Here is a 24,068-nt window from a genome sequence, read left to right on the forward strand (position 1 = left end):
AGGTGATCAGCGGGAGGGGTCGGGTTCAGATGAGGTGTTCGATGCCGTCGGTGGACTCGGCCGCGGTGCCGAAGCGGCTCCAGGCGTAGGTGAGGGCGTCGCCGTCGCGGTGGCCGAGGTCGGTGACGCGGCCGACGAGAAGGGTGTGGTCTCCGCCGTCGTACGCCTGCCACGGCTCGCACTCCACCCATGCCAGGGGGTTCGTGAGGCGGGGCACCCGGGCCGCGGTCGCCCAGCGCGGCTCGGTGGCACCCTGCGCCCCGGCGAACAGCCGGGCCAGCGGCTCCTGTTCGGCGCCGAGGATGTTGACGCAGAAGGAGCTGTCGATCAGCTGGTCGTGGCAGCGGGCGCGTCGGGCGACGCTGACGAGCACCAGCGCGGGATCGGCGGAGACGGAGGTGAAGGAGTTCATCGTCGCGCCCCGGGGACCGTCCTCGCCCGCGTACGTCACGACGGTGACGCCGGTGGCGAACCGGGACATGCAGGCGCGCAGGGCGCCAGGGCTGGGAGGGGCGAGGGCTCGGGACATGAGGAGGACTCCTTGAGTCGATCGTCGGCTGTGCCCTCTGGCAAAGGGCCGGACAGGGGCGGCGCCGGCCCAGCAGGGCTGGGGACGAAGCGGGCAAGATCCTGATCAAAGCATGTAATCAAAGCTTTGATTATTTGGACGGTACCGGTGCCGACCGCTCCTGGGAAGACCGGAGCGGAGAATTCAGTGACCGCGGACGATCCACTCCCCCAGATGCGGAGCCTCGGCCCCGATGGTCGTGGCCGCTCCGTGCCCCGTACGCACCCGGGTGTCCGGCGGCAGGGACAGGAGTTCGCTGCGGATCGAACGGATGATGGTGGGGAAGTCCGAGAACGACCGCCCGGTGGCACCCGGGCCGCCGGCGAAGAGCGTGTCACCGGTGAACACGGTGCCGAGGTCGGGCGCGTACAGACAGATGGCCCCGGGGCTGTGGCCGGGCGTGTGCAGCACGATGAGTTCCGTACCGGCGACCGTGAGCCGACGCCGGTCGGAAAGGTAACCGTCCGGGGATCTGTCCGGGTGGACGTTCCGCCACAGCAGGCGGTCGTCCAGGTGGAGAAGGACAGGCGCACCGGTGCGGGCGGCGAGCGCCGGGGCGGCGTTGATGTGGTCGTTGTGCCCATGCGTGCACACGATCGCTGTCAGTCGACGCTCGCCGACGGCTGCGGCGATCGCGTCCGCGTCGTGGGAGGCGTCGATGACGAGGGCCTCCTCGTCGTTCCCGACGATCCAGACGTTGTTGTCCACGCCCCATGTACCGCCGTCGAGGGTGAACTCCCCGGTGGTGACGACATGCTCGACTCGTGCGGCCACTCAGAACACCACCACGGACCGCAGCACCTCACCTGAGTGCATCTTCTCGAAGGCCTTCTCCACCTCGTCGAGAGCGATCGTTTCGGTGACGAAGGCGTCCAGGTCCAGTCGCCCCTGCCGGTACAGGTCGACCAGCATCGGGAAGTCCCTCGAGGGCAGGCAGTCGCCGTACCAGGAGGACTTCAGCGCCCCACCGCGGCCGAAGACGTCCAGCAGCGGCAGCTCCAGCTTCATGTCCGGAGCCGGGACACCCACCAGTACGACGGTCCCGGCCAGGTCACGTGCGTGGAAGGCCTGCTGGTACGTCTCCGGACGGCCGACGGCATCGATCACCACGTCCGCTCCGTGCCCGCCGGTGAGCTCGCGGATCGCCGTCACCGGGTCGGTGTCGCGGGAGTTGACGGTGTGTGTGGCGCCGAAAGTCTCGGCCAGGGCCAGCTTCCGGTCGTCGATGTCCACCGCGATGATCCTGCCCGCTCCGGCGAGGCGCGCACCGGCGATCGCCGCGTCGCCGACACCTCCGCAGCCGATCACCGCGACGCTCTGCCCCCTGCTGACGGGTGCGGTGTTGAGCGCGGCTCCCAGCCCGGCCATGAGCCCGCAGCCGAGGAGACCGGCCGCTTCGGGCCGGACCTGGGGGACCTTCGTGCACTGGCCTGCGGCCACGAGGGTCTTCTCGGCGAAGGCCCCGATACCGAGGGCGGGCGCCAACTCCGTGCCGTCCTTCAGCGTCATCTTCTGCCGTGCGTTGTGCGTGTCGAAGCAGTACCAGGGCTGCCCACGCCGACAGGCACGACAGCGACCGCACACCGCACGCCAGTTGAGGATGACGAAATCACCGGGGACGACGTCGGTGACGCCTTCACCAATCGCTTCGACGACTCCCGCGGCCTCGTGGCCGAGCAGGTAGGGGAAGTCGTCCCCGATGGCGCCCTCCCGGTAGTGCAGGTCGGTGTGGCACACCCCGCAGGCCTGCACCCGCACCAGGGCCTCCCCCGGTCCGGGATCGGGCACCAGGATGGTCTCCACCGAGACAGGGGCGCCTTTGCTCCGGGCCAGGACAGCGCGGACTTCATGAGACATGTCTGTGTTCCTCTGGAAGGGTTCCTCTGGAAAGTTGAGTGGGTCGGCTACGCGCGACCGGGCTACCGGATGCTCCAGGCGCCGCGGAGGTCCCGCCGCAGCCGTCCGAACTCCCTTGGGCTGTCCACCGCGAGGACGCCGGAGATCTCGCCGTCGCGCCGGTACACGGCTGCTAAGCTGTCGTCGAAGGAGCCGGAGACGAGTTCGAGCACGTCGTCGACGCCAGGTCGGCCGGCGATCTGGAGGTGGACCCCGTACTGGTCCGACCACACATAAGGCAGCGGGTCGTGGACCGGTTGCGCGATGGGGTCCTGCCCTCGCAACGTGGCCAGCAGCGATCCGGCCGCGATGACCGGCATGTCCCGCGCGTTGGTCCAGTGCTCGATGCGCAGCCGCCCCCCGCGGCAGCGGTACGCGGCCACGTCGCCCGCCGCGACGACCCCGGGCACGGTGGTCCGGCACCGCTCGTCCGTGAGGACGCCGTTGTCGCAGGCGACACCGGAACCCGTCAGCCACTCGGTGTTGGGCACGGCTCCCACGCCGACGACCACCACGTCCGCGGGAAGGAGGCGGCCGTCGGACAACTCCACCGCTCGCACCCCGTCCTCGCCGACGAGGCCCGTGACACCCACGCCGGTCACCAGAGCGACCCCGTGGTCCGTGTGCAGGCGGCCAAGGATGTCGGCTGCGTCGGGCCCCAACTGACGTAGCAGCGGTTTCTGTTCGTACTCGACGATGGTCACCTCGTGTCCGAGGGCACGCGCCGAGGAAGCGACCTCCGCGCCGATGAACCCGCCTCCCACCACGACGACCCGTCCGGGACGGGACAGGTCCTCGCGCAACCGGTGTGCGTCGTCGAGCGTGCGGAGGGTGTGCACCCCCCGCAGCCGCGGCATCCCGGGGAGGGTGCGCGCGCGGGCTCCCGTCGCGATGACCACACCGTCCGCGTGCAGGGTTCGCCCATCGGCGAGGGTGAGCGCCCGTGAGGCCGGATCGAGGGCAGTGGCGCGGGTACCGAGCAGCCATTCGGCGTCGAGCACGGCACGCAGGTCTTCGTCCGTCAGCGCGATGTCCTGGCTCTCGCACTTGCCCAGCAGCACCTGCTTGGACAACGGAGGCCGGTCATAGGGCTGCGCGGCCTCCTCACCGACCAGCACAAGATGCCCGTCGTAGCCGTCGGTGCGGAGGGCTTCGGCGGCTCTGACGCCCGCCAGTCCGGTGCCGACGACGGCGATCGTGGTCATCGCGCGGTCTCCGTGGCCGGCGCCAACGACGCTGCGTCGACGCACACCATGCCGTCGACGACCTGCACGACGTGGGTACGGATGGGCCGCCGCGCCGGCGGGCAGTCGGGCTTGCCGGTGCGCAGGTCGAAACGTGACTCGTGCAGCGGGCATTCGATCTCATGGCCGTCGAGCCAGCCGTCGGACAGCGAGGCGGTCTCGTGGGAGCAGGTGTCGTCGACACAGAAGACACGTTCGCCGACCTTGACGAGTGCCAGCGGCACCGGCACGTCGGGACTGGCGATCCGGGTGACCACACCGGGGGTGAGGTCCGCGATCGGACAGAGCTGTATCACTGTGCCGCTCCCTTCACGCCCCGGGCGTCGTGACGCATGAGGACCGATTCCGGTCCGCGGAACATCCAGCCGACGAGGTTCGGAGTGCTGGTGACGCGCAGCCCGGTGAGCGAGTTGAACAGTGCGGGCACCGCGGTACGGAGCTGCTCCCGCGCCAGATAGGTGCCGAGGCAGTAGTGGGCGCCGAGCGAGAAGGCCAGGTGGTCCGACAGTTCGGGACGGTCGATGTCGAAGGCGTCGGGGGCGGCGAACTTCCGGTCGTCCCGGTTGGCCGACGCGGCGAGCGCGAGCAGCTTGTCCCCGGCCCGCAAGGTCACGTCCCCCACCGTGTGGTCGACGGCGAGTTGGCGCGGAAAGGCGCCGACGGGGGTCAGCCAGCGCATCGTCTCCTCGATGGCCGCGTCGAGGGCCTCGCAGTCGGTCAGTACGCGGTCGCGCAGCTGGGGCTGTTCACACAGCTGCCACACGAGGGTGGCCAGTGCGTGCCAGGGCTCGTTGAAGCCGCCGGAGATCATCAGACGCACCTGGGTGGCGATCTCCTCGGCCGTCAGCGGCTCGGCGAGTTCGGCGTGCACCATCGCGGAGATCACGGTGTGGTCCGGTACGGCCGTCACGCGGGCGACGGCCTCGCGGACCAGCTCCCCCACCTCGGTGCTGGCGCGTCCGGCCCGCTCCCAGACCTCGGGGTCGTCGTCGTGGTTGGCCAGGCCCGCGATGAAGGCACGCGACCACTCGACCACCTGCTCGGTGGTCACGTCGGGCAGCCCCGCCGTCCGCATCAGCGCCTGAGCGGCGAACGGCGCCGCGAAGTCCGACACCAGGTCGAACTCCGGCTTCTCGGCCAACCGCCCGGCGAGTTCCGTGGCGTGCGAGGTGAGCCCCGCGGACCACTGCTGACGCACGTTGCGGCGCTTCAGCGGGCCGTCCACCGCCGAGCGCAGCCTGCGGTGGGCGTCGCCGTCGGTACGGATCATGACCAGACCCATGGTGCGTTCGGCGAGGGAGTTCTCCTGGTGCGCGGTGAAGATCTCGGGGTGCTCGTCGACGAAGACGACGTCCTCGTAGCGGCTGACGAGCCACAGACCGAGCCCGTCCGACCAGGCCCAGGGCTCGTCGTCCCTGAGTTCGCGGTAGACGGGATACGGGTCGGCGTAGAGGTCTTTGCTGGTGAGATTGCGGGCGATGGACATGGCGGCTCCTCACGTGTCGGCGACATCCGGACAGGGGATGTCCGCCGCATCGGGCTGCAACGACTGTGCGGTACGCCGCCTGAGCACGGAATACTCTGGAATCCAGCAATGCGCCGACAACAACCACAGGAATCCTGAGGTATGGACCATGACGCTCTCTCTGCGCCAGCTCCGGTTCTTCGTGGCGGCGGCCGAGGCCGGAACCATCGCGGGCGCCGCGGCGCACGAGCACATCTCCCAGTCGACGATCGCCCTGGCCGTCAGCGAGCTAGAGCGCACCCTCGGCGTCCAGCTGTTCCTGCGTCGCCAGGCCAAAGGGCTGACGATCACTCAGGCCGGCCTGGCCGTGCTCGCCGACGCGCGCCCGCTGCTCGCTCACGCGGACGAACTCGTGTCCAGTGCACGCAACCTGGGCGGGGAGCTCTCCGGGAACCTGACGGTCGGCTGCTACACGACCCTGGCCCCGTTCCTGATGCCCGGCGTCCTGGAGGGTTTCGCCACCGAACATCCGACGGTGCGGCTGAGCTTCACGGAGGGCACTCAGGTGGAACTGCAGGAGAAACTCCTCGACGGCAGCTGCGAGATGGCCCTGCTGTACGACCTCGACGTGCAGCCGGGCATTCAGCAGGAGACGCTGTACGTCACCCGGCCGCATCTGCTCCTGCCCCGCACGCACCCCCTGGCCGGACAGGCGCCGGTGAGCCTGCGCGACCTCGCGGACGAACCGATGGTCATGCTCGACAACCCGCCGAGCCTGCACTACTTCACGGAGCTGCTCGCCTCGCTCGGCATTCGGCCGGTGATCCGGCACACGACGAGCAGCTTCGAGACGGTGCGGTCACTGGTGGCCCGGGGCCTCGGCTACTCACTTCTGATCCAGCGGCCCGCCTCCGGCATCAGCCACGAGGGCGTACCGCTGGCCGAATGCGAGATCCGGGAGGAGGTGCCGGACATGCCCGTGCTGCTCGCCTGGCCCGCCCGCGCCAACCTCACCAGACGAGCCAAGGCGTTCGCCGACTTCTGCCGCCGGGCCCTTGAGGACGGGCCGGTACGGCCGGCGGTCGGGGACCACGCGTGATCCGCTTCGGGGAGATCTCGGCGTAGCCACCTTTATTGAAAGGCGCGCACGGGATTGCGGACAGTGCGACCGCCATTTAATGTGAGCGCTAATCGAAACGATACGTACCGCATCGGAGGAGTGGGCCGGTCGCTCGACTCGTGCCCCACCGGCTCCCCCGCGATCTGCTCGGCCCCGCCGTCAACGAGCCCATGCGCACGAGGAGATGGCGTATTCCGGCCTGTCGCGCCCCCCCTCCTCCGGTCGACCGGCTCACCCGCAAGGAGCTTCCCCATGGCCGTGTATCTCACCGACGACGACGTCCGTTCCCTGCTCGACTGGGAGTCCGCGCTGAAGGCTCTGCACGAGGCCTACGCCGCTCCGGTCTCCGAAGCGCACTTTCCCCCGCGGACGATGGCCAGGGGCGAGCAGGAGTGGATGCGCACCCTCAGCGGGATACTCCCGAGCAGCGGTGTGATGGGAGCCAAGCTCATCGCCGTGTCGAACGGCAAGCGCAGGGGCGCCTACCTCGTGGCGCTGTTCGACCTCGAGACCACGGAGCTGGTCGCCCTGCTGGACGGCCGGTCGATCACGGGCTTCCGTACTGCGGCCACCTCGGCCCTCGCCGTCCGGTTCCTGGCGCCGCAAAGGCCGCTCTCGGTCGCCGTCATCGGCTCGGGGTTCGAGGCGACGAATCACCTTCGGGCCCTGGCCGCGACGCGGGAGCTCACCTCCGTACGGGTCTACAGCCCGAGCCCGGCGAGCCGAGCCCGGTTCGCGGGGTCGTTCAGCGACCTGGCGGCCGATGTGGTCCCCGCCGACGCGCCCGAGGACGCGGTCGACGGCGTGGATCTGGTGCTGTGCGCCGCACGGTCCCGGGACGAGACGCCCACCGTTCGCGGCACCTGGCTCAAGCCGGGGACGACCGTCGTGTCCATCGGGTCGACGCTGCCCGAGCAGCGTGAACTCGACCCTGTCGCCATCGACCGCGCGGATGTCGTGGTGTGCGACCTTGTCGACGAAGTCGCCCACGAGACCGGCGACTTCATCGCCGCACGCGCCGAGGGCGTGGAGTTCACCGACAAGCTCGTGTCTCTCGCCGACGTGGTCTCCGGCCGCGCACCGGGCCGGACCGGAACCGATGACATCGTGCTCTACAAGTCGGTCGGGTCCGCTCTGCAGGATCTGACGGTGGCGGCACTGTGCGCGCGTCTCGCGGGCGAACGGGGCGCGGGTGTGTCTCTGGACGCCCGCATCAGTCGTGGCTTCCAAGAACACTGAACGGTCATCAGCGGCTTGAGCCGGGCCACTACGGCCCCCGGGGGTGGTAGCCGCAGAGCTGCCACCCCGGGGGCGGTCCGAACTCGCCGACGCCGACGCGGCCACGTGCGTGATGTATGAGAACACCCCCGCCGACAGGTCCTTTCGGCTCGGCCGCGCCCAGTACCTCGAAGGTGATCTCCGCGCCCCCGCTGTAGCTCGCGTCCTGACCACGACTGCCACCCGCCCGCGGAGCAAGCGGCGCTCCAGAGGGCGGTGGCCGCGTGGTGGACGGCGGCGGCCAGGGGCGAGGGTCACGCCAGAGGGCCGCCCAGCAGTTCCGTGGCGGTCGTGACGCGGACGAGCGGCCGGTACAGGTCCATGACGCGCAGGGCCTGGGCGTGGTAGTCGTCGTCCACGCCCGCGCAGGCGTCGGCGACGACCAGCACCTCCACTCCGGCGTCGGCGGCGGCGAGCGCCGTGGACAGTACGCAGCAGTCGGTGCTGACGCCTGCCAGGACCAGGCGGCCGCCTGGTGCGGCTCGGGCGGCGAGTTCGGGGGTCCACTTGCCGAGAGTGGACGCGTCCAGGACGTCGTGCGCGAGGGCCGCGAACTCGTCCGTCAGCCGCCAGAGCGGGGCGTCGGGCGGTTGGAGCGCGAAGGGCCAGCGGTCGTAGTAGGCGCGCCAGGCGCCGGTGGGCTGCGCGGGGGCGATGAAGCGGGTGAAGGTGACACGCTCGCCGAAGGCCGGCAGCAAGCGACGTACGCCTGCTGCCGCCTCGGTGTAGCGGGGAGCCGCCCAGGGGCTCGCGGGGTCGGCGAAGACGTCCTGCATGTCGATGACGGCAAGCCAGCCGGTCGTCATACGGTCACCGCCCCCTCCTGTGCGCGGACGCGGTCCCGGCCCAGGGCAGGCGTGCCGAGGAAGCCGGGGGCAGTGGCAGTGGCAGTGGCAGGCAGGGTGAGCGGCAGCGGGACGGCGGGTACCTCGCCGTAACGGTCGTCGGGGTGGTGGAGGGACATCGGGCGGTCCGCTGTCGTGTCGGCTCGGTGTTCCGTCATCGTCGACCTGTCTGTCCTGGTGAGTGGGATCCACGGAAGGGGCAGCGGGGGTGGCGGCTCCCCCGGCCGGCGCGGAATCGGCTCAGGCACCGACCTCAGTGACGCGTAACGCGAAGGGGACTGGAAGGCGGCAAAGACGGAGGGCGGGATGCCCGCCGTCGGGTCGCCCTTCCGTGCGCAGACTCCTTCAGAGGAGTCTAACTGGGAGAAACATCGTTTCACAACAGTAGACAGGGATGTCATAGGGCGGCTCCGCGGCTGATCAAAGCCGAGCTTCAGTGCTGGGGGCTGTCCCCGAAGGCCGTCACGGTGAGGAACTGGATGGGGAGTTCGACCAGCGTCTCCGGGCCGTGCGGGGCCTCGCCGTCGAACTGGAGGGCGTCGCCGGGGCGCAACGTGTAGCTGGACTTGCCGTGGCCGTAGACCATGACGCCTTCCAGCATGTACAGGAGTTCGGTGCCCGCATGCTGGAAGAGCGGGAAGACCTCGCTCTCCTCGGTCAGGGTGACCAGCAGGGCGTCCATCCGCTTGTGGGCGCCCCGGAGCGAGCCGAGCTGGGCGTACTCGTGACCGACCCTGGTGCCCCGCCGTACGATCCGGGCGCCGTGACCGGCGGGGACGAAGACCGCCTCGCGTTCGTCGTCCATGCCGCGGAACAGGGCCGTGACGGGGACGTCCAGACCGCGGGCGAGCCGGGAGAGCGTGGTGAGACTGCACGCGGTCTGGGCATTCTCGATCTTCGACAGCATGGCCTTGGAGATGCCGACCCGCTGCGCCATGTCGCCGACCGACAGCCCGGCCGCCTGCCGGTACTCGCGGGCGCGGACCGCGATGATGCGCTCCAGCGCCTTGTCGTCGGAGTCGTCGGGGGCCGCGGAGTCCGGTGCGGGGGCGGGATGCTCGGTCACCGGCGAATCCTAGCCCGCGCGGTGCAGTCGGAAGCGCGGGTGGGGCTCGGCCCGGCCAGTGGCGAGGTCGGCCGCCATCGCGCCGATCAACGGGGCGAATTTCGCGCCGTGGCCGGAGCACGGGGAGGCGATGACGAACGGACCGTGCCGGTCGAGGACGAAGTCCTCGTCGTGGGTGGTGGTGTAGAGGCAGGTCGCATCGGCCACCGGGTCGGGTTCGAGGCCCGGGAGGCGGTCGCGTACGAAGCCGCTCACCCGCGTGCGCGACGACGGGTCGACGGCCCCGCTGCGGGTGCGGGCGGTGGTGGGGGTGCCGCGATCGTGCTCCGCGACCTTGACCGCGGGCAGCGGACCGCCGTCGCTTCCCGACGGCAGCCCGTAGAGATGCAGTTCCCCGTCCCAGATCAGGGTCGGCCACCGCATGGACGGATCCCGCTGCCGGAAGTGGAAGACCTGCTGCTGGGTCACCTCCAACGGCGGTAGCGAGAAGGGTAGTTCGAGGTCCGGCAGCCAGGCACCGGCAGCGATCACCACCGTGTCGGCGACGATCTCGCGGCCGTCGTCGGTGCGCAGGAGCACCTTCTCGTCGCCCTGGACGTCGATGCCCGTGACGCGCACGCCGATGATCGCTTCCGTGCCGTGCTCGATCGCCCGCCGAACGCAGGCCGCGACGGTCTGGTCGGCGTCGACGACGCCCGCGTCTGGGTGGTACAGCACGGGTCCTGTGATGCGGATGTACGGCCAGCGCTCCGAGGCGGCTTCCGGGCCGAGGACTTCGTGGGGCACCGCGGCCGCATCGAGGAGGGCGGCGAGTTCCTTCGTGTCGCGGCCCTCGCCCAAGTCGAGGCCACCGGTGGTGCGCAGCAAGGGAGTCGAGCTGTCCTTCTCCAGTTCCCGCCACTGCTCGTGCGCCTGCCCGGTCAGCCGTACGTAGAAGGGGTCGGCGTAGGCCCGCCGGAAGATCCTTGAGCTGCCGTGCGAACTGCCGTGTCTGTGGCCGATGTCGTACGCCTCGACGAGCGTGACCTCGTGGCCGCGACGAGCGAGTTGCCAGGCGGTGGCCGCGCCCATCAGTCCGGCGCCTACGACGGCGATCAAAGCCCCTCCCCCGGGATCCAGTTCGTACCCGCGAGTGGGACGCGGGCCATGGCGGCGGACTCGATCGTAAGGGCGACCAGGTCCTCGGGCTCCAGGTGCAGGAGGTGGGCCTTGCCGCAGGCGCGGGCAAGGGTCTGGGCCTCCATGGTCATCACACGCAGGTAGTTCGCGAGCCGGCGACCGGCCTCCACCGGATCGAGGCGGGCGGCGAGCTCCTCGTCCTGGGTGGAGATGCCGGCCGGGTCGCGGCCGTCCTGGTAGTCGTCGAAGTAGCCTGCGGCGGAGCCCAGTTGACGGTACTCGGCATCGTACCTGGGGTGGTTGTCGCCCAGCGCGATGAGCGCCGCCGTCCCGATCGCGACCGCGTCCGCGCCCAGAGCGAGGGCCTTGGCCATGTCGGCGCCGCCGCGGATGCCGCCGGAGACGATGAGCTGGACCTCGCGGTGGACCCCCAGCTCCTGCAGCGCCCGTACCGCTTGGGGCAGCGCGGCCAGGGTGGGGATGCCGACGTGCTCGATGAAGACGTCCTGGGTGGCGGCCGTGCCGCCCTGCATTCCGTCGACGACCACGACGTCGGCGCCGGCGTGCACGGCGAGCTTGACGTCGTAGTACGTCCGGGTCGCGCCGACCTTCACATAGATCGGCTTCTCCCAGTCGGTGATCTCCCGGAGCTCCAGGATCTTGATGGCCAGGTCGTCGGGGCCGGTCCAGTCGGGGTGGCGGCAGGCGCTGCGCTGATCGATGCCGACGGGCAACGTCCGCATGCCCGCGACGCGCTCGGTGATCTTCTGGCCGAGCAGCATGCCTCCACCGCCGGGCTTGGCGCCCTGGCCGAGGACGACCTCGATGGCGTCGGCCTTGCGCAGATCGTCGGGGTTCATGCCGTAGCGGGACGGCAGGTACTGGTAAACGAGGTGCTTGGAGTGGCCCCGCTCCTCCGGGGTCATCCCGCCGTCGCCGGTGGTCGTCGATGTGCCGACTTCGCTGGCACCGCGGCCGAGGGCCTCCTTGGCCTGGGCGGACAGGGCGCCGAAGCTCATGCCGGCGATGGTGACGGGGGTGGCGAGCCGCAGGGGGTGCTTGGCGTGCCGGGTGCCGAGGACGACGTCGGTGTCACAGCGCTCGCGGTAACCCTCCAGCGGGTAGCGCGACATGGAGGCGCCGAGCAGCAACAGGTCGTCGAAGTGCGGAAGCTTCCGCTTGGCGCCCCAGCCACGGATGTCGTAGACGCCGGTCTCGGCGGCTCGCTGGATGGCGTGGATGGTGGCACGGTCGAAGGTGGCCGACTCGCGCAGGCCGTAAGCCGCGGGTTCCAATGTCAACTCCTCTGATGGGGCGAGGTGTCGCACCCCCTGAGGGGCGCGGGGCCGTACGGATGTGCGGCTCCACCGCGCGGGCGCGACCGGCGACATCCGGCCCGCGGAATGCGGATGAATACGGAAGGCAGATGAATTCGGACTCCCAGCGGGGCTGATACGCCGCCGCTAGTACGCCGCCGAGTTGCCGACATTGAAGTGGTAGAGCGTCCTGGCGGAGCCGTACCGTCGGAAATCCGCGGCGTCCTCGTCCCGCTCGGCCGCCTTGAGCAACTCGGCCAGTTCGACGAAGTGTTCCGCCCGCATCTCCTTCTCCACGCAGTCCGCGCCGAGGGACTTCACCGTGCCCCGGACGTAGATCCGCGCCTCGTAGAGGGAGTCCCCGAGGGCTTCCCCCGCGTCGCCGCAGACGACCAACCGCCCGGCCTGCCCCATGAACGCGCTCATGTGGCCGACGTTTCCGCCGACGACGATGTCCACGCCCTTCATGGAGATGCCGCAGCGGGCGGCGGCGTCCCCGTCGACGACGAGCAGTCCGCCGTGGGCGGTGGCCCCGGCCGACTGGGACGCGTTGCCGCGCACCCGCACGGTGCCGGACATCATGTTCTCGGCGACTCCGGTGCCGGCGTTGCCGTGGACGGTCACGGTGGCACGCTGGTTCATGCCGGCGCAGTAGTAGCCGACGTGACCTTCGATGTCGACGGCGAGATCCTCCCGGATCCCGCAGGCCACGGCGTGCGCGCCGCGCGGGTTGAGAACACGCCAGGACGCGGCCTCGGGGGCGTGCAGGGCCTGGTTGAGCTCCCGCACCGGTGTCCTGGCCAGGTCGATCAGCGTCGCCATATGTACACCTCTTCCGGCTCGGGTTCGAAGATCCGGGCGCTCTCGATACCCGGCAGGACGTCCAGCGCCCGGTACTCGGAGGCCATCGCCACCCATGCGTCGGTCTCGGCGACCAGCGCCGGCTTGCAGGCGATGGCGTCGCGGACGACCGCGAAGGAGTCGCCGGTCGACACCAGCAACGTGTAGAAACCGTCGAACCGCTCGCACAGCAGCCGCAGCGCCTTCTCCAGGTCGGTGCCCTGCTCCAGCTGGTGGGCGACGAAGCGGGCGCCGACCTCGGAGTCGTTCTCGCTGTCGAACTCGACGCCTTGGGCGCGCAGTTCGCGGCGAATGGTGGCGTGGTTGGCGAAGGAGCCGTTGTGCACCAGGCACTGTCCGGGGCCGACGGAGAAGGGGTGGGCGCCCTCGGGGGTGACGGCCGACTCGGTGGCCATGCGGGTGTGGCCGACGCCCTGCCAGCCGCTCACCCCGGCGAGCCCGAACGCGTCCGCCAACTCGACGGGATTCCCGGTGCCCTTGAGTACGGCGAACCCCTCGCCGGAGCCGATGACAGTGGCTTCGGGAAGCGCGGCGGCAATTTGGTCGGCACCGGCGTGCACCACGGTGGTGGCGTCGGCGTCGAGGGCCACCACCCCTGGCAGCGCGGCTTCCACCTCGGTCTTCGAGGTGCCCAGCAGTGAGACGACGGCTTGTCCCGGCGGGGACAGCCGCGGGTCGCCGTACACCGCGACACCCGCCGAGTCCGGGCCGCGCTCGACGACCTGGCCGAGCATCGCGCTCAGCAACTCGCCGAGCCGTGGTTCGAGTGAGGGGTCACGCAGATGGAGCCCCACGATTCCGCACATCTCAAGTCCCTTCGGAAGGCGGTCAAAGGCGGAAGACGATCAAAAGGCGAGAGGCGATCAGAAGGCGGTCAGATAGCGGTCGAGCTCCCAGGGGCCGACCGTCGCGTGCCAGTCGAAGAACTCCTGGCGCTTGAGGTCCGCGAAGTACCGGCTCACGCCGCTCCCGGCCACGTCCAGGGCGCCGCTGATCACGTCGTCCGTCTGGAGGGCCTCGACCGCGTGCAGCAGGGTCGGCGGGAGTTCGGGGCCCTTGCCGCCCGCGCCCGGCTCGCCGGGGTCGAGGTCGCGCTCGATGCCGTCCAAGCCGGCGGCGAGGGCGGCGGCAGCGGCGAGGTAGGGGTTGGCGGCGCCGTCTCCGCCGCGCAGCTCGATGCGGTTGCCGTCGGGGACGCGGACGAAGTGGGTGCGGTCGTTGCCGCCGTAACTTGCCACGCGCGGTGACCAGGTGGCGCCCGAGCGGGTGGAGACCGCGCCGGTGCGCTTGTAGGAGTTGACCGTGGGGGCGATCACGGCCTGCAGGGCCGGCGCGTGCTCGACGATCCCGGCGAGGAAGGAGTAGGCGAGCGGGGAGAGGCCCAGTCCGCGTCCGTCGGTGGCGTCGGGGAAGGCGGGGTCGTCGCCCCGCCAGAGCGACATGTGCATATGCATGCCGGTGCCGGTGCGGTCGGTGAAGGGCTTCGGCATGAACGTGGCCGTCATGCCGCGCTGTTCGGCCAGTACCGACACCAGGTACCGCATGGTGATGACCCGGTCGGCGGTGGTGAGGGCGTCGGCGTGCTGGAAGTTCTGCTCGAACTGGCCGTTGCCGTCCTCGTGGTCGTTGGCGTAGTTGCCCCAGCCGAGGGAGTTCATGGCGCTGGAGACCGCGGTGAGGTGGTCGTACATCCGGGTCAACCCGCGTGCGTCGTAACAGGGTTGGGCAGCGGTGTCCCTGACGTCGGCGACCCTGAGCACGCCGTGCTCGTCCCGGTTGACGAGGAAGTACTCGACTTCCGCGCCCACGGAGAGGGACAGTCCTCGCTCGGCGGCCCGCTTCAGCAGTCCGCGCAGGATGACCCGCGGGGCGTACGGCCAGGGCTTCCCCTCCACGTACGGGTCGCAGTGGACGAGCGCGAGACCGGGCTTGACGAAGGGGACGGGCGTGTACGAGGCCGCGTCCGGCCGGGCGATGACATCGGGGTCGCTGGGCTGCTGGCCAAGCGCGCCGGCCGCGTATCCGGCGAACCCCACGCCCGCGTCCCGGAGTTCCTCGACGGCTTGGGCCGGGACGAGCTTGGCGCACGGCTTGCCGGTGAGGTCGACGAAGACGGCGAGCACGAACTCGATGCCGTCGGCGCGGACCAGCTCGGCGAGATCGGGGGCGTCCGGTTCCGGGTCGGTCGTCATGGCCCCTCCCAGGGTGTCCACTGTGGTGAATCAATGTTGCATCTGAGTAGACATCCTGGGTGTTACGGCCGGATTTCCGCCATGGAAGGTCCCCGTAAGCCGAAGGGCCGGGCACCGCCTCCGAAGAGGCGGACCCGGCCCTGAGGCTCCGTCAGGACACGACAGCCGTCGGTTCGCTGGAGCCCAGCTCGGCCGAACCTCGGGAGGAACCCCGCACCCACAGCGGCTTCAGCCGGTACGTCAGCAGGTACAGCACCGCGCCCGCTCCGGCCGCGACGAACATGCTCAGGTCGCCCGCGCCCGGATACGCGGTCGAGAAGGGGCCGGTGTAGAAGCTGGACTGCCAGAACGGCACCGAGGCGGCCACCCCGCCCGCCCAGGAGACGAAGCCCCAGTCGAGCACCCGGCGGCGGTCGTAGAGCTCGGAGACGCGGGACGGGTCGGAGCGGCCGCCCAGGTAGAAGTCGAGGAGCAGCACGGCCGCGAAGGGGGCGATGAAGTACGCGGTCAGGTTGAGGAACACCTTGAACTTGTCCTCCGTGCCCGACTCGCCCCACAGGCTGATCGCGTAGGCCAGCAGACAGATGACGGTGACCGCCTGGGAGCGGCTGACCGGGATCTTCAGCGTCTGCACGGAGATCGCGCCACCGTAGACGTTGAGGAAGTTCTGCGCGAGTGCGGACAGGCCGACGGCGAGCAGGGCGGGCACGGCGAAGGGGCCGGCCAGTTGGTGCAGAGCGGTGATCGAGTCCGAGCTGGTCGCGCTGCCGCCGACGACCACGCCCAGGATGCCCAGCCAGCAGATGGTGACGAAGTTGCCGAGGCCGGTGTACCAGGCGGTACGGGTGACGACCTCGGGGGTGTCCGGCAGATAGCGGGAGTAGTCCGAGGCGAACGGCGCCCAGGCCACCAGGAAGGACAGGAACCAGCCTCCGAAGGTGACCCAGCCGCCGGCGGAGCCGATGTAGCCGGACGCCTTCGGGTCGGCGTGGAAGAGGCTTCCGCCGCGCACGACCGCGACCACGGTGATGAGGAGGAAGAGCGGGGTGAGGACGTAGGTCAGCGCCTTCTGCAGGTAGTTGATCATGTTGTAGCCGTAGATCGACACCACCAGCTCGACCGCCGTGAGCACCGCGCCGCACAGCCAGAACGGCAGATGTGTCAGTTCGGCGAACGCCTTGCCGCCCAGGATGACGGTGACCGCGGCCCAGCCGATCCCGGCGAAGACGTTGATGTATGCCACGGGCAGGAAGTTGCCGAAGAATCCGAGCGGGCCGCGCGCCTGGACCTGCTGCGCCACGCCGAGCCGTACTCCCATCCGGGACATGACGGCCATCAGCAGCGAGCCGACCGCCGCCCCGACGGCGATGGCCGTGACGGCGGCGCCGAAGCTCAGTCCGAACCAGGCCGCGCTGAAGCCGAGCAGGATGATCGGGAAGTTGAGACCGGCCGCGAACCAGACGAAGAACTGCGAGCTGGGCTTGCCGTGCCGTTCGTTGTCGGGGATGTGGTCGATGCCGAAGGGCTCGATCTTGGTGACCGCGCTGCCGTAGACCGGCGCCGGTGTTCCGTCTGTCATGTGGTGCTCCTGCTCGGGTGGGTCGGGGTCACCACGGCAACGGCGCCGTGTGCGAGATGTCGAAGAAACCGCCGCCGCTGTAGACCAGCGGGGCGAGGTCGTCGTGCCGGGCGGAGACCACCCGGCCGGTGAACACGGTGTGGCTGCCGGCCTCGAGCCGCTGTCCGATCTCGACCTCCAGCTGGGCGCAGGAGCCGTCGATCAGCGGGGCGCCGAAGTCACCGGGGGTCCAGGAGATACGGGCGAACTTGTCGTCGTCCTTGGAGGCGAAGGTCTTCGCCACGTCGAGCTGGTCGGCGGCCAGGATGCTGATGCCGAGATGGCTCGACCGGTGCAGTGCGGGATGGGTGCTGGAGCTGTGCTGCACGCAGACCAGGACCATTGGCGGGTCGAGCGAGATGCTGGAGAAGGCGTTGACCGCGAGGCCGCGGGGCGTGCCGTCGTCGTCCGTGGTCACCACGGTGACGCCGGTGATGAACTTGCGGTGCACCCCGCGCACCAGGTCGGCGTCGACGGCGGCCCGCTGGACGGTGGAGATGATCCCGAGCGCCTCCAGGAGCTGCCGGGAGTCGAAGGTCACCCACTCCTCGGCGACCGAGGGCCCCTCGAAGCGGGCGAAGGTCGCGCCGGACACCTCGACCGGTTTCCCGGTGGGCGGCACACCGAGGAAGTCCCCGGTGTGCCGGCCGGCGCTGCGCCAGCGGATCGCCAGCCGGTCGCCGTCCTCGACGATGTCCTCGATCTCGGTCCGCAGGTCGGGGAACGCCTCACGGACGGCGCGGATGGAGTCCTTGAGCTGGTCCCGGTCCTGTGTGACGGACGCGGGCCCGCGGCGGCGGACGTAGGAGGGGCTGAGCAGATCGTCCAGGGCGTCGAGGTGTCCCTGGTCCCAGGCGGCGCGCCAAGCGGAGCGGACACGGGAGCTGCGATCGGCGGCGGCGGGGCGGTCAAGAGTGTGGGTCATGGTGGGTCCCTCAGTCAGCTCTTGTATGGCAGAGGACCGTAGGGAGGGGATGGTTCGGTGTCAACACCTCATCCGGAAAAGCCTGGTGATTGCCGCGATGTCGATCAAACACACAGGTCAGACTTGTTTCGGAGTAGTTAACCCTTGACGGCACCGATTCCGGACTCCTAGCCTCACTGCCATGGCACAGCGAGAGAGGGAAGGTCACGGGATGCGGTTCTCGATATTCCACAACCTCGGAGCCCCCGGGCGGCTCGGCGAGTACGCCCAAATGATGGACGAGGCCCGGGAGTTCGCAGTCGCCGCGGAACAGGCCGGTTTCTGGTCCACCTGGTACACCGAGCACCATTTCGGGCACGAGGCGATCGAGATCACGCCGAACCCGGTCCTCATGGGCACCGACATCGCGGCCCGTACGTCACGCATCCGCATCGGCCAGGCGGCGTCCATCGCCACCTTCTGGCACCCACTGCGGCTCGCCGAGGACATCGCGATGCTCGACCAGCTCTCCGGCGGCCGCGTCGAGGTCGGCCTCGGCCGTGGTCTGTACGGCCGCGAGGCACTCAACCTCAACGCCCTGGCCGACCCGCGCGACCAGGAGCAGAACCGGGCGCTGTACGACGAGACGGTCGAGATCCTGCGCAAGGCGTGGAGCGGCGAGTTCTTCTCCCACAAGGGCCGCTTCTACGAGTTCCCGGCCCCCGGCGTGAAATGGAACCACCCGCTCTCCCCCGCGACGGACGACTACACGACCGCCGGCGCCATCACGAAGATGCAGGTCACTCCCTTCCCCCTGCAGCGCCCGCACCCGCCCCTGTGGCAGGTCATCGACAGCCCCCGCTCCATCCAGGCAGCGGCTGCCGACGGCGTCCAGGGCATGTTCTGGCTCCCGCCGGTGTCCGCGCTGAAGGACCGCTTCGAGCTGTACCGCGCCACGGCGAGCGAGGCCTCGGGCCGGGAGTACACCCTCGGCGAGGGCATCGGCCTGGTACGGGACGTCTATGTCGCCGACACCATGGAGCAGGCCCGCGCCGACTTCGAGGAGGCGCTGATGACGACCTACCGCTGGATCATGCACTGGCGCGGGCTGAGCAATCTCATGGAGGCCGGCGAGGAGCTCACCGACGCGCACGAGCTGTCCTTCGACTTCCTCCAGGACAGGAACCTGCTCGTCGGCACGCCCGAGTACGTCGCCGAGAAGGTGGCGGAGCTGCGCGACGAGGTCGGCCTGGAGCACCTCCTGCTGTGGACCACGCACCCGGGGCTCGAACACCGCAAGGCGATGCGCAGCCTGGAGCTGTTCGCGGAGAAGGTCATGCCGGAGTTCGCCGCATGAGCACGGGCGTCCGGAAGGTCGTGACCGTCGTCGAGGAGGTGCTGCTGGAACTCGGCCGCCCGGTGGCGACTCCGGTACGGCGGGTCGCGGTGGCCGCGGTGCTCCGCAACCCCTGGGCGGGGCGCGGTTTCGTGGCCGACCTGCAGCCCGAGGTCGAGGCGGTGGCACCGGAGTTGGCGCAGCTGCTGACCGGGAAGCTGATCGACGCGCTGGGCGGAGCCGACCGCGTCGAAGCCTTCGGCAAAGCGGCCGTCGTGGGCCTGGACGGCGAGATCGAGCACGGCGGCGCGCTGATCCACACGCCGTACTTCGGCAACGTCCTGCGGGAGTTGACCGAGGGCACGTCGATCATCGTCTTCAGCGACGACCGGCTGCCGGCCGGTGAGCCGCTCACCGTCCCGCTGTGGCACAAGACGGCCGCCGCGACCCGCTCGCACTACCAGACCGTCCAGATCCGCGTCCCGGACGCCCCCCGGCCCGACGAGCTCGTCGTGGTCGCCGCCGCAGCGTCCGGCCCGCGCCCCAATGCCCGTATCGGAGACCGCCGTACGGATCCCGCCGTCCGTCTCGTCGACCTGCTGGAGAACGCCCGATGAACGTCCGCAAGATCATCACCTTCACCGAGGACATCCACACCGAGGGCGGCCGCCCCGTCGACCCGCCCGCCCGTACCGCGGTGGTGCTCGCCGTGATCGAGAACCCGTGGGCGGGACAGGGCTTCGTCGCCGACCTCCTGCCCGGGATCGACGAAGTCGCCCCGAAACTCGGCGAGTTGCTGGCCCCCCGGGTGGTGGAGGCGCTCGGGGTGCCGGTGGAGGCGTACGGGAAGGCGGCGATCGTCGGACTGGACGGGGAGATCGAGCACGGCTCGGCGCTGATCCACACGCTGAAGTTCGGCGACCACTTCCGTAAGGCGGCTCAGGCGACGACCTTGCTGCCGGCCGTGGAGAAGCGCGCGGCGGCCGGAACGGTCTTCGACATCCCGCTGAAGCACATCACGGACGCCACCATCCGCTCCCACCACCAGACGATCGAGGTCCGCGTGCCGGACGGCCCGCGCGCCGACGAGATCGTCATCGGCCTGGCGGCCGCGGCCCAGGGGCGGCCGCAGGCCCGGCTGGCGCCGCTGTCGACGGAACGATGACCACGGTGGGCCCGCCGGTGGCGCTCAGCCACGAGGTGCACGGCACCGGTCCTGACCTCGTGCTGCTCCACGGCGTGGGGCTCGACCGGTCGATGTGGGCGCGCTGCCTGCCCGCACTGGCCGAACGGCACCGTGTGAGAGTGGTCGACCTGCGCGGACACGGCACCTCTCCGCCGGCGGCTCCCGGGGTGTCCCTGCCGGAACTGGCGGCTGACGTGGCGGCACTACTGGAAGGCCCCACACACCTCGTGGGCTTCTCCCTCGGCGCCCTGATCGCGCAACAACTGGCTGCTGTGAGACCCGAGTTGACAGCTTCACTCACCCTGGTGAGCTCGGTCGCCGGACGATCGCAGGAAGAGCGGACGGCGGTGGCACGACGCCGGGAGCGGGCCGTGGCGGACTTCGAGGCGTCGGCGCTCGCGGCGGTGGAGCGCTGGTTCTCGCCGACGTGGCGGACCAGTGAGCCGGAGCTGTCCCAGCCGGTCCTCACCACCCTGCTGAAGAACGACCGCACGTCGTACCTGGCCTGCTACGACGTGTTCGCCACCGCGGACGCGGCGCTGTGGCCCCACCTGCCCGACATCACGGCACCGACCCTCGCGGTGACAGGCGAGGACGACCCCGGCTCGACCCCGGCGATGTCCCGACTGCTCGCCGAGAGGATCCCCGGCGCCCGCGCGATGATCGTGCCAGGAGCACGTCACCTGCTCCCACTGGAGCGCCCGAAGGACCTCGTCGACGCGATCCTTCACCACACGGAGGCGACGACAGCGCCCCACTAGGGGCGACGGTCCGCGCCGACATGCGGCTCCGCCGCGTGGCCGCGAGCAACCACACACAACCCGCAGCCGAGGAGCAGCCCGCATGACCCCACTCCCTCGCCACCAGCACTACATCGCCGGCGAATGGACAGCCCCCGCCTCCGGCGAGTACTTCGAGAGCCTCAACCCGACCACCGGCCGGCCCTGGTACGAGGCGGCCGACGGAACCGCCGAGGACATCGACCGCGCCGTCAAAGCCGCCCGAACCGCCTTCGAGGACCGTCGCTGGCGCGACCTCAGCCAGACCGGACGAGGCCGCCTACTACGCAACCTCGCCGAGCTCATCGGCGAAAACGCGGCGGAGCTGGCCCGTACCGAAACCCTCGACAACGGCAAACTGCTGCGCGAGATGCGCGCCCAACTCGCGGGTCTCCCCGAGTACTTCCACTACTACGCCGGACTCGCCGACAAGATCCACGGCGAGGTCATCCCGGGCGCGAGCCGCGACCTGCTCAACTACACCCTGCGCGAACCGGTGGGCGTGGTCGGCGCGATCACCCCCTGGAACTCCCCTCTCCTGCTGACCGCCACGAAACTCGCCCCCGCACTCGCCGCCGGCAACACCGTGGTCGTCAAGCCGTCCGAACACACCTCGGCGTCCCTGCTGGTCCTCGCCCCGCTCTTCGAGCAGGCCGGCTTCCCGCCGGGCGTCGTCAACGTGGTCACCGGATACGGCGCCACGGCGGGCGCCCCGCTCACCGAGCACCCCGACGTGGCCAAGGTGACCTTCACCGGCTCCACCGAGACCGGCCGCCGTATCGCCCGTACCTGCGCGGACCGCTTCGTACGCTGCACTCTCGAACTCGGCGGCAAGTCACCGAACATCGTCTTCCCGGACGCCGATCTCCCCTCCGCGGCCATGGGTGTGGTCGCCGGCATCTTCGCCGCCGCCGGCCAGACGTGCGTGGCGGGCAGCCGCGTGCTCGTGCACCGGGACGTCTACGACGAGATCCTGGAGCGGGTGACGGCGCGAGCCGCCGGTATCCGCATCGGCGACCCCCTGGAGGACACGACCGAGCTGGGCCCGCTGGCCCTGGCCGACCAGCTGGCGAAGGTCGAGTCGTACGTCGAGCTGGGTCTGTCGGAGGGCGGCAAGGTGGTCTGCGGAGGAGCGCGGCCCGTGACCGGTCTCGGCGGCTGGTTCTACTCCCCCACGGTCTTCACCGGCACGGACAACTCGATGCGCATCTGCCAGGAGGAGATCTTCGGTCCCGTCGCCACGGTCATGCCGTTCGCGTCCGAGGAAGAGGCCCTCGCCATCGCGAACGACACGGTCTACGGTCTGGCCGCGGGCGTGTGGACCCGGGACGTCAACCGCGTCCACCGCATGGCGGCGCGCCTGGAGGCGGGCACCGTCTGGGCCAACACGTACCGGTCGATGTCGCCGATGTCACCGCGCTCGGGCTTCAGGAGCAGCGGCACGGGCGTCGAACACGGCACGGAGGTCATCCGGGAGTACACCCGGCTGAAGAGCGTGTGGGTCAACACGAGCGAGGAACCCGTGGGTGATCCCTTCGTCCTGCGGTCATGAGCCGCCTTGCATGGCAGAAGGCAGAGCCGAGGGAGGTTGACGCCGCGCGCCTCCCCACACTACGTTCACGTACCATGCAACAACCCAGTGGACGGGCGCGGAAACCGCTGCAGCAGACCAGCATGCAGGCCAGGGTCGCCGAAGAGCTGCGCCAGATGATCATCAGCGGGGAGCTGCCGCCCCGTTCCAGCCTGTCCGAGATGGCACTGTCGGAGACGTTCGGCGTGAGCCGCACCCCCATCCGCGAGGCACTCAAACAGTTGCAGATCGAGGGTCTCGTGGAAGTCCGCCCGCGGGTGGGCACGTTCGTCGCCGTGCCGTCGCGGCGCGAGATCACCGAGCTGTTCCAGATGAAGGAACTGCTGGAGGGCGCCGCCGCCCGGCTGCTGGCGTTCCGCGGCAACGTCCCCGAAGTGGCCCGCATCGAGGAGAACATGCGGGAGGCCGACGAGGCCGTCCGCGCGGGCGACGCCGAGCGGTACGCCCAGCTGGTCCACGAGTTCCACGACCTGATCGTCATCGGCGCGGACAACTCCAAACTGGAGGCGCACTACCGCACGCTCATGAACCAGCTGGCCTACGAGCGCCTGGTCCGCACCTCGCTCGCCCAGCCCGGCCGACTGAGCGAGTCCGACCATGAGCACCACCGCGTCCTCGACCTCATCCTCGCCAAGGACGGCGACGGCGCGGAACGCGTGATGCGCGAGCACGTCAGCCGCAGCCACCAGGCCCTCATGGCGGGCATGGACGAACGACAGCAGCGGAGTTGAGGATCTGCCGGGGCACACCCCGCACGGACTGGCGGCGGGCGCGAGCAGCCGGTCCGCGGAGTCGAGCAGCCGACCGCCGGCGGGTGCGGCGCACCGGCCGCTGACGCATCCGCCCTCCAAGAGACGTCTTGTGCCCGCTTCATGGTCGAGCGGTGCGCGGTGGCGTCGGTGCTGGGAATGCTGGATGAGCGGGAGGCGGCTGCTCGCGTGCGGGTGGGGGGTTCGCGGGAGGAAGTCGCGCGGTTGGCTGAGGTGTTGGCGGCCGCGGAGATCGATCCGGCCCGGCGGGTGATCGCGCGGGAGGAACTGGCCGAGGCCCTGGCGGTCTCCGCGGCCGAGTCCGCTGCCGTGACCACGACCGGAGGAGGAAGCGGCGCTGTCGCTCGCGCCGGTGCCGGGCTCGACGGTGCCGCCCTGGCGGGAAGGGCTGCCGGTGGCGGTTCTGGCGCCGGACTGTCAGCGGCTTCTGGGCGTGCTGGAACAGCGGCGATCCACGGGTTGCGGGCCGCTTCGGGCCAAGGAGTTCGCGATGGAGCGGGGCCTTGGGGCGACGCCGGCGAAGGTCGAGGGATGCGGTCGAAAGCCCGGCGCCTGGCGGAGCGTGGGTGGCTCCTGCTGGAGGCGTCGGAGGAATTCAGTGCCGGCCCGCGGTCCGTGGCCGTGCCGGACGCCGACTCATCCGCGTGACCATCAGCCACCGGATCATCGCGTCGCCGGTGGCGGCAGGCCCACGGCGGCGTCCCGGTCGCCGATGATCGCGGCGGTGACGCAGCCGATCAAGAGCAGGCCGAGGATGTCGGTCCCGATGTGCCGTTTGCGGTCCGGCACCGGCCCGTCATGCGGGATGGGGTTTGCGGCCAAGAAAGCAACCGGTCCTCACAGGTGCGAAGGCGGCCCCGTAGGTGGTGCTCTGGTGCGTCCGGGGCCTGGACCGCGTAGAGACGGTCGTTGCC

The 24,068-nt window shown here is 70.3% G+C and carries 25 protein-coding genes; 8 read left to right on the forward strand and 17 right to left on the reverse strand.

Annotated elements, in window-relative coordinates; all coding sequences use genetic code 11:
* Nucleotides 1-25 precede the first annotated feature (25 nt).
* From BFN33_RS01810 to BFN33_RS01835, 6 genes are all read right to left on the reverse strand, one after another.
* The gene (locus BFN33_RS01810; RefSeq protein ID WP_069758046.1) at nt 26-529 is read right to left on the reverse strand and encodes a flavin reductase family protein; all 504 of its coding nucleotides are present in this window, start codon (nt 527-529) and stop codon (nt 26-28) included.
* A 183-nt stretch (nt 530-712) separates the two neighbouring features.
* Nucleotides 713-1,342: an MBL fold metallo-hydrolase gene (locus tag BFN33_RS01815; protein WP_069758047.1), complete on the reverse strand. Its 630-nt coding sequence runs from the start codon at nt 1,340-1,342 to the stop codon at nt 713-715.
* On the reverse strand, nt 1,343-2,425 hold the full coding sequence (locus tag BFN33_RS01820) for an S-(hydroxymethyl)mycothiol dehydrogenase (RefSeq protein WP_069758048.1): 1,083 nt from the start codon (nt 2,423-2,425) through the stop codon (nt 1,343-1,345).
* 62 nt (nt 2,426-2,487) lie between these two features.
* Nucleotides 2,488-3,669 (reverse strand): NAD(P)/FAD-dependent oxidoreductase, encoded by a 1,182-nt coding sequence (locus BFN33_RS01825; RefSeq protein WP_069758049.1) that lies wholly within the window; start codon nt 3,667-3,669, stop codon nt 2,488-2,490.
* On the reverse strand, nt 3,666-4,004 hold the full coding sequence (locus BFN33_RS01830; protein ID WP_069758050.1) for a bifunctional 3-phenylpropionate/cinnamic acid dioxygenase ferredoxin subunit: 339 nt from the start codon (nt 4,002-4,004) through the stop codon (nt 3,666-3,668). Before BFN33_RS01830 ends, BFN33_RS01825 begins: the two co-directional genes overlap by 4 nt.
* Entirely contained in the window at nt 4,001-5,194 is a 1,194-nt protein-coding gene (locus BFN33_RS01835) for a cytochrome P450 (protein ID WP_069758051.1), read from the reverse strand. Before BFN33_RS01835 ends, BFN33_RS01830 begins: the two co-directional genes overlap by 4 nt.
* Nucleotides 5,195-5,342: 148 nt before the next feature.
* Between BFN33_RS01835 and BFN33_RS01840 the strand changes: the two genes are divergently transcribed.
* Entirely contained in the window at nt 5,343-6,272 is a 930-nt protein-coding gene (locus BFN33_RS01840) for a LysR family transcriptional regulator (RefSeq protein WP_069758052.1), read from the forward strand.
* Between the two features lie 273 nt (nt 6,273-6,545).
* On the forward strand, nt 6,546-7,532 hold the full coding sequence (locus BFN33_RS01845; protein ID WP_069758053.1) for an ornithine cyclodeaminase family protein: 987 nt from the start codon (nt 6,546-6,548) through the stop codon (nt 7,530-7,532).
* A gap of 293 nt (nt 7,533-7,825) precedes the next feature.
* On the opposite strand, the gene BFN33_RS01850 is transcribed toward BFN33_RS01845, so the two are convergent.
* From BFN33_RS01850 to BFN33_RS01895, 10 genes are all read right to left on the reverse strand, one after another.
* Nucleotides 7,826-8,377: a cysteine hydrolase family protein gene (locus tag BFN33_RS01850; protein ID WP_069758054.1), complete on the reverse strand. Its 552-nt coding sequence runs from the start codon at nt 8,375-8,377 to the stop codon at nt 7,826-7,828.
* Complete coding sequence (locus BFN33_RS01855) at nt 8,374-8,574, reverse strand: hypothetical protein (RefSeq protein ID WP_069758055.1); 201 nt, start codon at nt 8,572-8,574, stop codon at nt 8,374-8,376. Before BFN33_RS01855 ends, BFN33_RS01850 begins: the two co-directional genes overlap by 4 nt.
* Nucleotides 8,575-8,849: 275 nt before the next feature.
* Complete coding sequence (locus BFN33_RS01860) at nt 8,850-9,482, reverse strand: XRE family transcriptional regulator (RefSeq protein WP_069758056.1); 633 nt, start codon at nt 9,480-9,482, stop codon at nt 8,850-8,852.
* A gap of 9 nt (nt 9,483-9,491) precedes the next feature.
* Entirely contained in the window at nt 9,492-10,580 is a 1,089-nt protein-coding gene (locus BFN33_RS01865; protein ID WP_069758057.1) for an FAD-dependent oxidoreductase, read from the reverse strand.
* Nucleotides 10,577-11,896, reverse strand: a complete 1,320-nt coding sequence (locus tag BFN33_RS01870) for an FMN-binding glutamate synthase family protein (RefSeq protein ID WP_176742276.1) — start codon at nt 11,894-11,896, stop codon at nt 10,577-10,579. Before BFN33_RS01870 ends, BFN33_RS01865 begins: the two co-directional genes overlap by 4 nt.
* A 168-nt stretch (nt 11,897-12,064) precedes the next feature.
* Nucleotides 12,065-12,739 carry a glutamate synthase gene (locus BFN33_RS01875; RefSeq protein ID WP_069758059.1) on the reverse strand — a complete coding sequence of 225 codons (675 nt, stop codon included), beginning with the start codon at nt 12,737-12,739 and terminating at the stop codon, nt 12,065-12,067.
* Nucleotides 12,727-13,584, reverse strand: coding sequence for a glutamine amidotransferase (locus tag BFN33_RS01880; protein WP_069758060.1), 858 nt, complete (start codon nt 13,582-13,584; stop codon nt 12,727-12,729). Before BFN33_RS01880 ends, BFN33_RS01875 begins: the two co-directional genes overlap by 13 nt.
* Before the next feature lie 57 nt (nt 13,585-13,641).
* Nucleotides 13,642-14,970, reverse strand: a complete 1,329-nt coding sequence (gene glnT, locus BFN33_RS01885) for a type III glutamate--ammonia ligase (protein WP_069758894.1) — start codon at nt 14,968-14,970, stop codon at nt 13,642-13,644.
* 151 nt (nt 14,971-15,121) lie between these two features.
* A complete protein-coding gene (locus BFN33_RS01890; protein ID WP_069758061.1) occupies nt 15,122-16,549 on the reverse strand; it encodes a cytosine permease in 1,428 nt (475 codons plus the stop codon).
* A gap of 28 nt (nt 16,550-16,577) precedes the next feature.
* Entirely contained in the window at nt 16,578-17,513 is a 936-nt protein-coding gene (locus tag BFN33_RS01895; RefSeq protein ID WP_069758062.1) for a flavin reductase, read from the reverse strand.
* Nucleotides 17,514-17,694: 181 nt separating this feature from the next.
* Between BFN33_RS01895 and BFN33_RS01900 the strand changes: the two genes are divergently transcribed.
* The 6 genes from BFN33_RS01900 (at nt 17,695) to BFN33_RS01925 (ending at nt 23,115) form a co-directional block, all read left to right on the forward strand.
* Nucleotides 17,695-18,849, forward strand: a complete 1,155-nt coding sequence (locus BFN33_RS01900; RefSeq protein ID WP_256122590.1) for an LLM class flavin-dependent oxidoreductase — start codon at nt 17,695-17,697, stop codon at nt 18,847-18,849.
* Nucleotides 18,846-19,445, forward strand: a complete 600-nt coding sequence (locus BFN33_RS01905; protein ID WP_069758064.1) for an amino acid synthesis family protein — start codon at nt 18,846-18,848, stop codon at nt 19,443-19,445. The genes BFN33_RS01900 and BFN33_RS01905 overlap by 4 nt, the downstream gene beginning before the upstream one ends.
* Nucleotides 19,442-19,993 carry an amino acid synthesis family protein gene (locus tag BFN33_RS01910; protein ID WP_069758065.1) on the forward strand — a complete coding sequence of 184 codons (552 nt, stop codon included), beginning with the start codon at nt 19,442-19,444 and terminating at the stop codon, nt 19,991-19,993. Before BFN33_RS01905 ends, BFN33_RS01910 begins: the two co-directional genes overlap by 4 nt.
* Nucleotides 19,990-20,775, forward strand: a complete 786-nt coding sequence (locus BFN33_RS01915; RefSeq protein ID WP_069758066.1) for an alpha/beta fold hydrolase — start codon at nt 19,990-19,992, stop codon at nt 20,773-20,775. The genes BFN33_RS01910 and BFN33_RS01915 overlap by 4 nt, the downstream gene beginning before the upstream one ends.
* A gap of 82 nt (nt 20,776-20,857) precedes the next feature.
* Complete coding sequence (locus BFN33_RS01920) at nt 20,858-22,345, forward strand: aldehyde dehydrogenase (protein ID WP_069758067.1); 1,488 nt, start codon at nt 20,858-20,860, stop codon at nt 22,343-22,345.
* A gap of 74 nt (nt 22,346-22,419) precedes the next feature.
* Nucleotides 22,420-23,115 carry a GntR family transcriptional regulator gene (locus BFN33_RS01925; RefSeq protein WP_069758068.1) on the forward strand — a complete coding sequence of 232 codons (696 nt, stop codon included), beginning with the start codon at nt 22,420-22,422 and terminating at the stop codon, nt 23,113-23,115.
* A 702-nt stretch (nt 23,116-23,817) separates the two neighbouring features.
* On the opposite strand, the gene BFN33_RS49245 is transcribed toward BFN33_RS01925, so the two are convergent.
* Nucleotides 23,818-23,976 carry a hypothetical protein gene (locus tag BFN33_RS49245; protein WP_256122591.1) on the reverse strand — a complete coding sequence of 53 codons (159 nt, stop codon included), beginning with the start codon at nt 23,974-23,976 and terminating at the stop codon, nt 23,818-23,820.
* Nucleotides 23,977-24,068: the final 92 nt, after the last annotated feature.

Origin of the sequence: Streptomyces sp. LUP47B, assembly GCF_001746295.1 — a bacterium.
In the GTDB taxonomy this organism is placed as follows: Bacteria; Actinomycetota; Actinomycetes; order Streptomycetales; family Streptomycetaceae; genus Streptomyces.

Excerpts from the sequence above, each read along its gene's own strand:
- BFN33_RS01810 (WP_069758046.1), bottom strand. The coding sequence starts at position 529 with ATGTCCCGAGCCCTCGCCCCTCCCAGCCCTGGCGCCCTGCGCGCCTGC.
- BFN33_RS01820 (WP_069758048.1), bottom strand. The coding sequence starts at position 2,425 with ATGTCTCATGAAGTCCGCGCTGTCCTGGCCCGGAGCAAAGGCGCCCCT.
- BFN33_RS01825 (WP_069758049.1), bottom strand. The coding sequence starts at position 3,669 with ATGACCACGATCGCCGTCGTCGGCACCGGACTGGCGGGCGTCAGAGCC.
- BFN33_RS01835 (WP_069758051.1), bottom strand. The coding sequence starts at position 5,194 with ATGTCCATCGCCCGCAATCTCACCAGCAAAGACCTCTACGCCGACCCG.
- BFN33_RS01840 (WP_069758052.1), top strand. The coding sequence starts at position 5,343 with ATGACGCTCTCTCTGCGCCAGCTCCGGTTCTTCGTGGCGGCGGCCGAG.
- BFN33_RS01845 (WP_069758053.1), top strand. The coding sequence starts at position 6,546 with ATGGCCGTGTATCTCACCGACGACGACGTCCGTTCCCTGCTCGACTGG.
- BFN33_RS01850 (WP_069758054.1), bottom strand. The coding sequence starts at position 8,377 with ATGACGACCGGCTGGCTTGCCGTCATCGACATGCAGGACGTCTTCGCC.
- BFN33_RS01855 (WP_069758055.1), bottom strand. The coding sequence starts at position 8,574 with ATGACGGAACACCGAGCCGACACGACAGCGGACCGCCCGATGTCCCTC.
- BFN33_RS01875 (WP_069758059.1), bottom strand. The coding sequence starts at position 12,739 with ATGGCGACGCTGATCGACCTGGCCAGGACACCGGTGCGGGAGCTCAAC.
- BFN33_RS01880 (WP_069758060.1), bottom strand. The coding sequence starts at position 13,584 with ATGTGCGGAATCGTGGGGCTCCATCTGCGTGACCCCTCACTCGAACCA.
- glnT (WP_069758894.1), bottom strand. The coding sequence starts at position 14,970 with ATGACGACCGACCCGGAACCGGACGCCCCCGATCTCGCCGAGCTGGTC.
- BFN33_RS01890 (WP_069758061.1), bottom strand. The coding sequence starts at position 16,549 with ATGACAGACGGAACACCGGCGCCGGTCTACGGCAGCGCGGTCACCAAG.
- BFN33_RS01895 (WP_069758062.1), bottom strand. The coding sequence starts at position 17,513 with ATGACCCACACTCTTGACCGCCCCGCCGCCGCCGATCGCAGCTCCCGT.
- BFN33_RS01900 (WP_256122590.1), top strand. The coding sequence starts at position 17,695 with ATGGCACAGCGAGAGAGGGAAGGTCACGGGATGCGGTTCTCGATATTC.
- BFN33_RS01905 (WP_069758064.1), top strand. The coding sequence starts at position 18,846 with ATGAGCACGGGCGTCCGGAAGGTCGTGACCGTCGTCGAGGAGGTGCTG.
- BFN33_RS01910 (WP_069758065.1), top strand. The coding sequence starts at position 19,442 with ATGAACGTCCGCAAGATCATCACCTTCACCGAGGACATCCACACCGAG.
- BFN33_RS01915 (WP_069758066.1), top strand. The coding sequence starts at position 19,990 with ATGACCACGGTGGGCCCGCCGGTGGCGCTCAGCCACGAGGTGCACGGC.
- BFN33_RS01920 (WP_069758067.1), top strand. The coding sequence starts at position 20,858 with ATGACCCCACTCCCTCGCCACCAGCACTACATCGCCGGCGAATGGACA.
- BFN33_RS01925 (WP_069758068.1), top strand. The coding sequence starts at position 22,420 with ATGCAACAACCCAGTGGACGGGCGCGGAAACCGCTGCAGCAGACCAGC.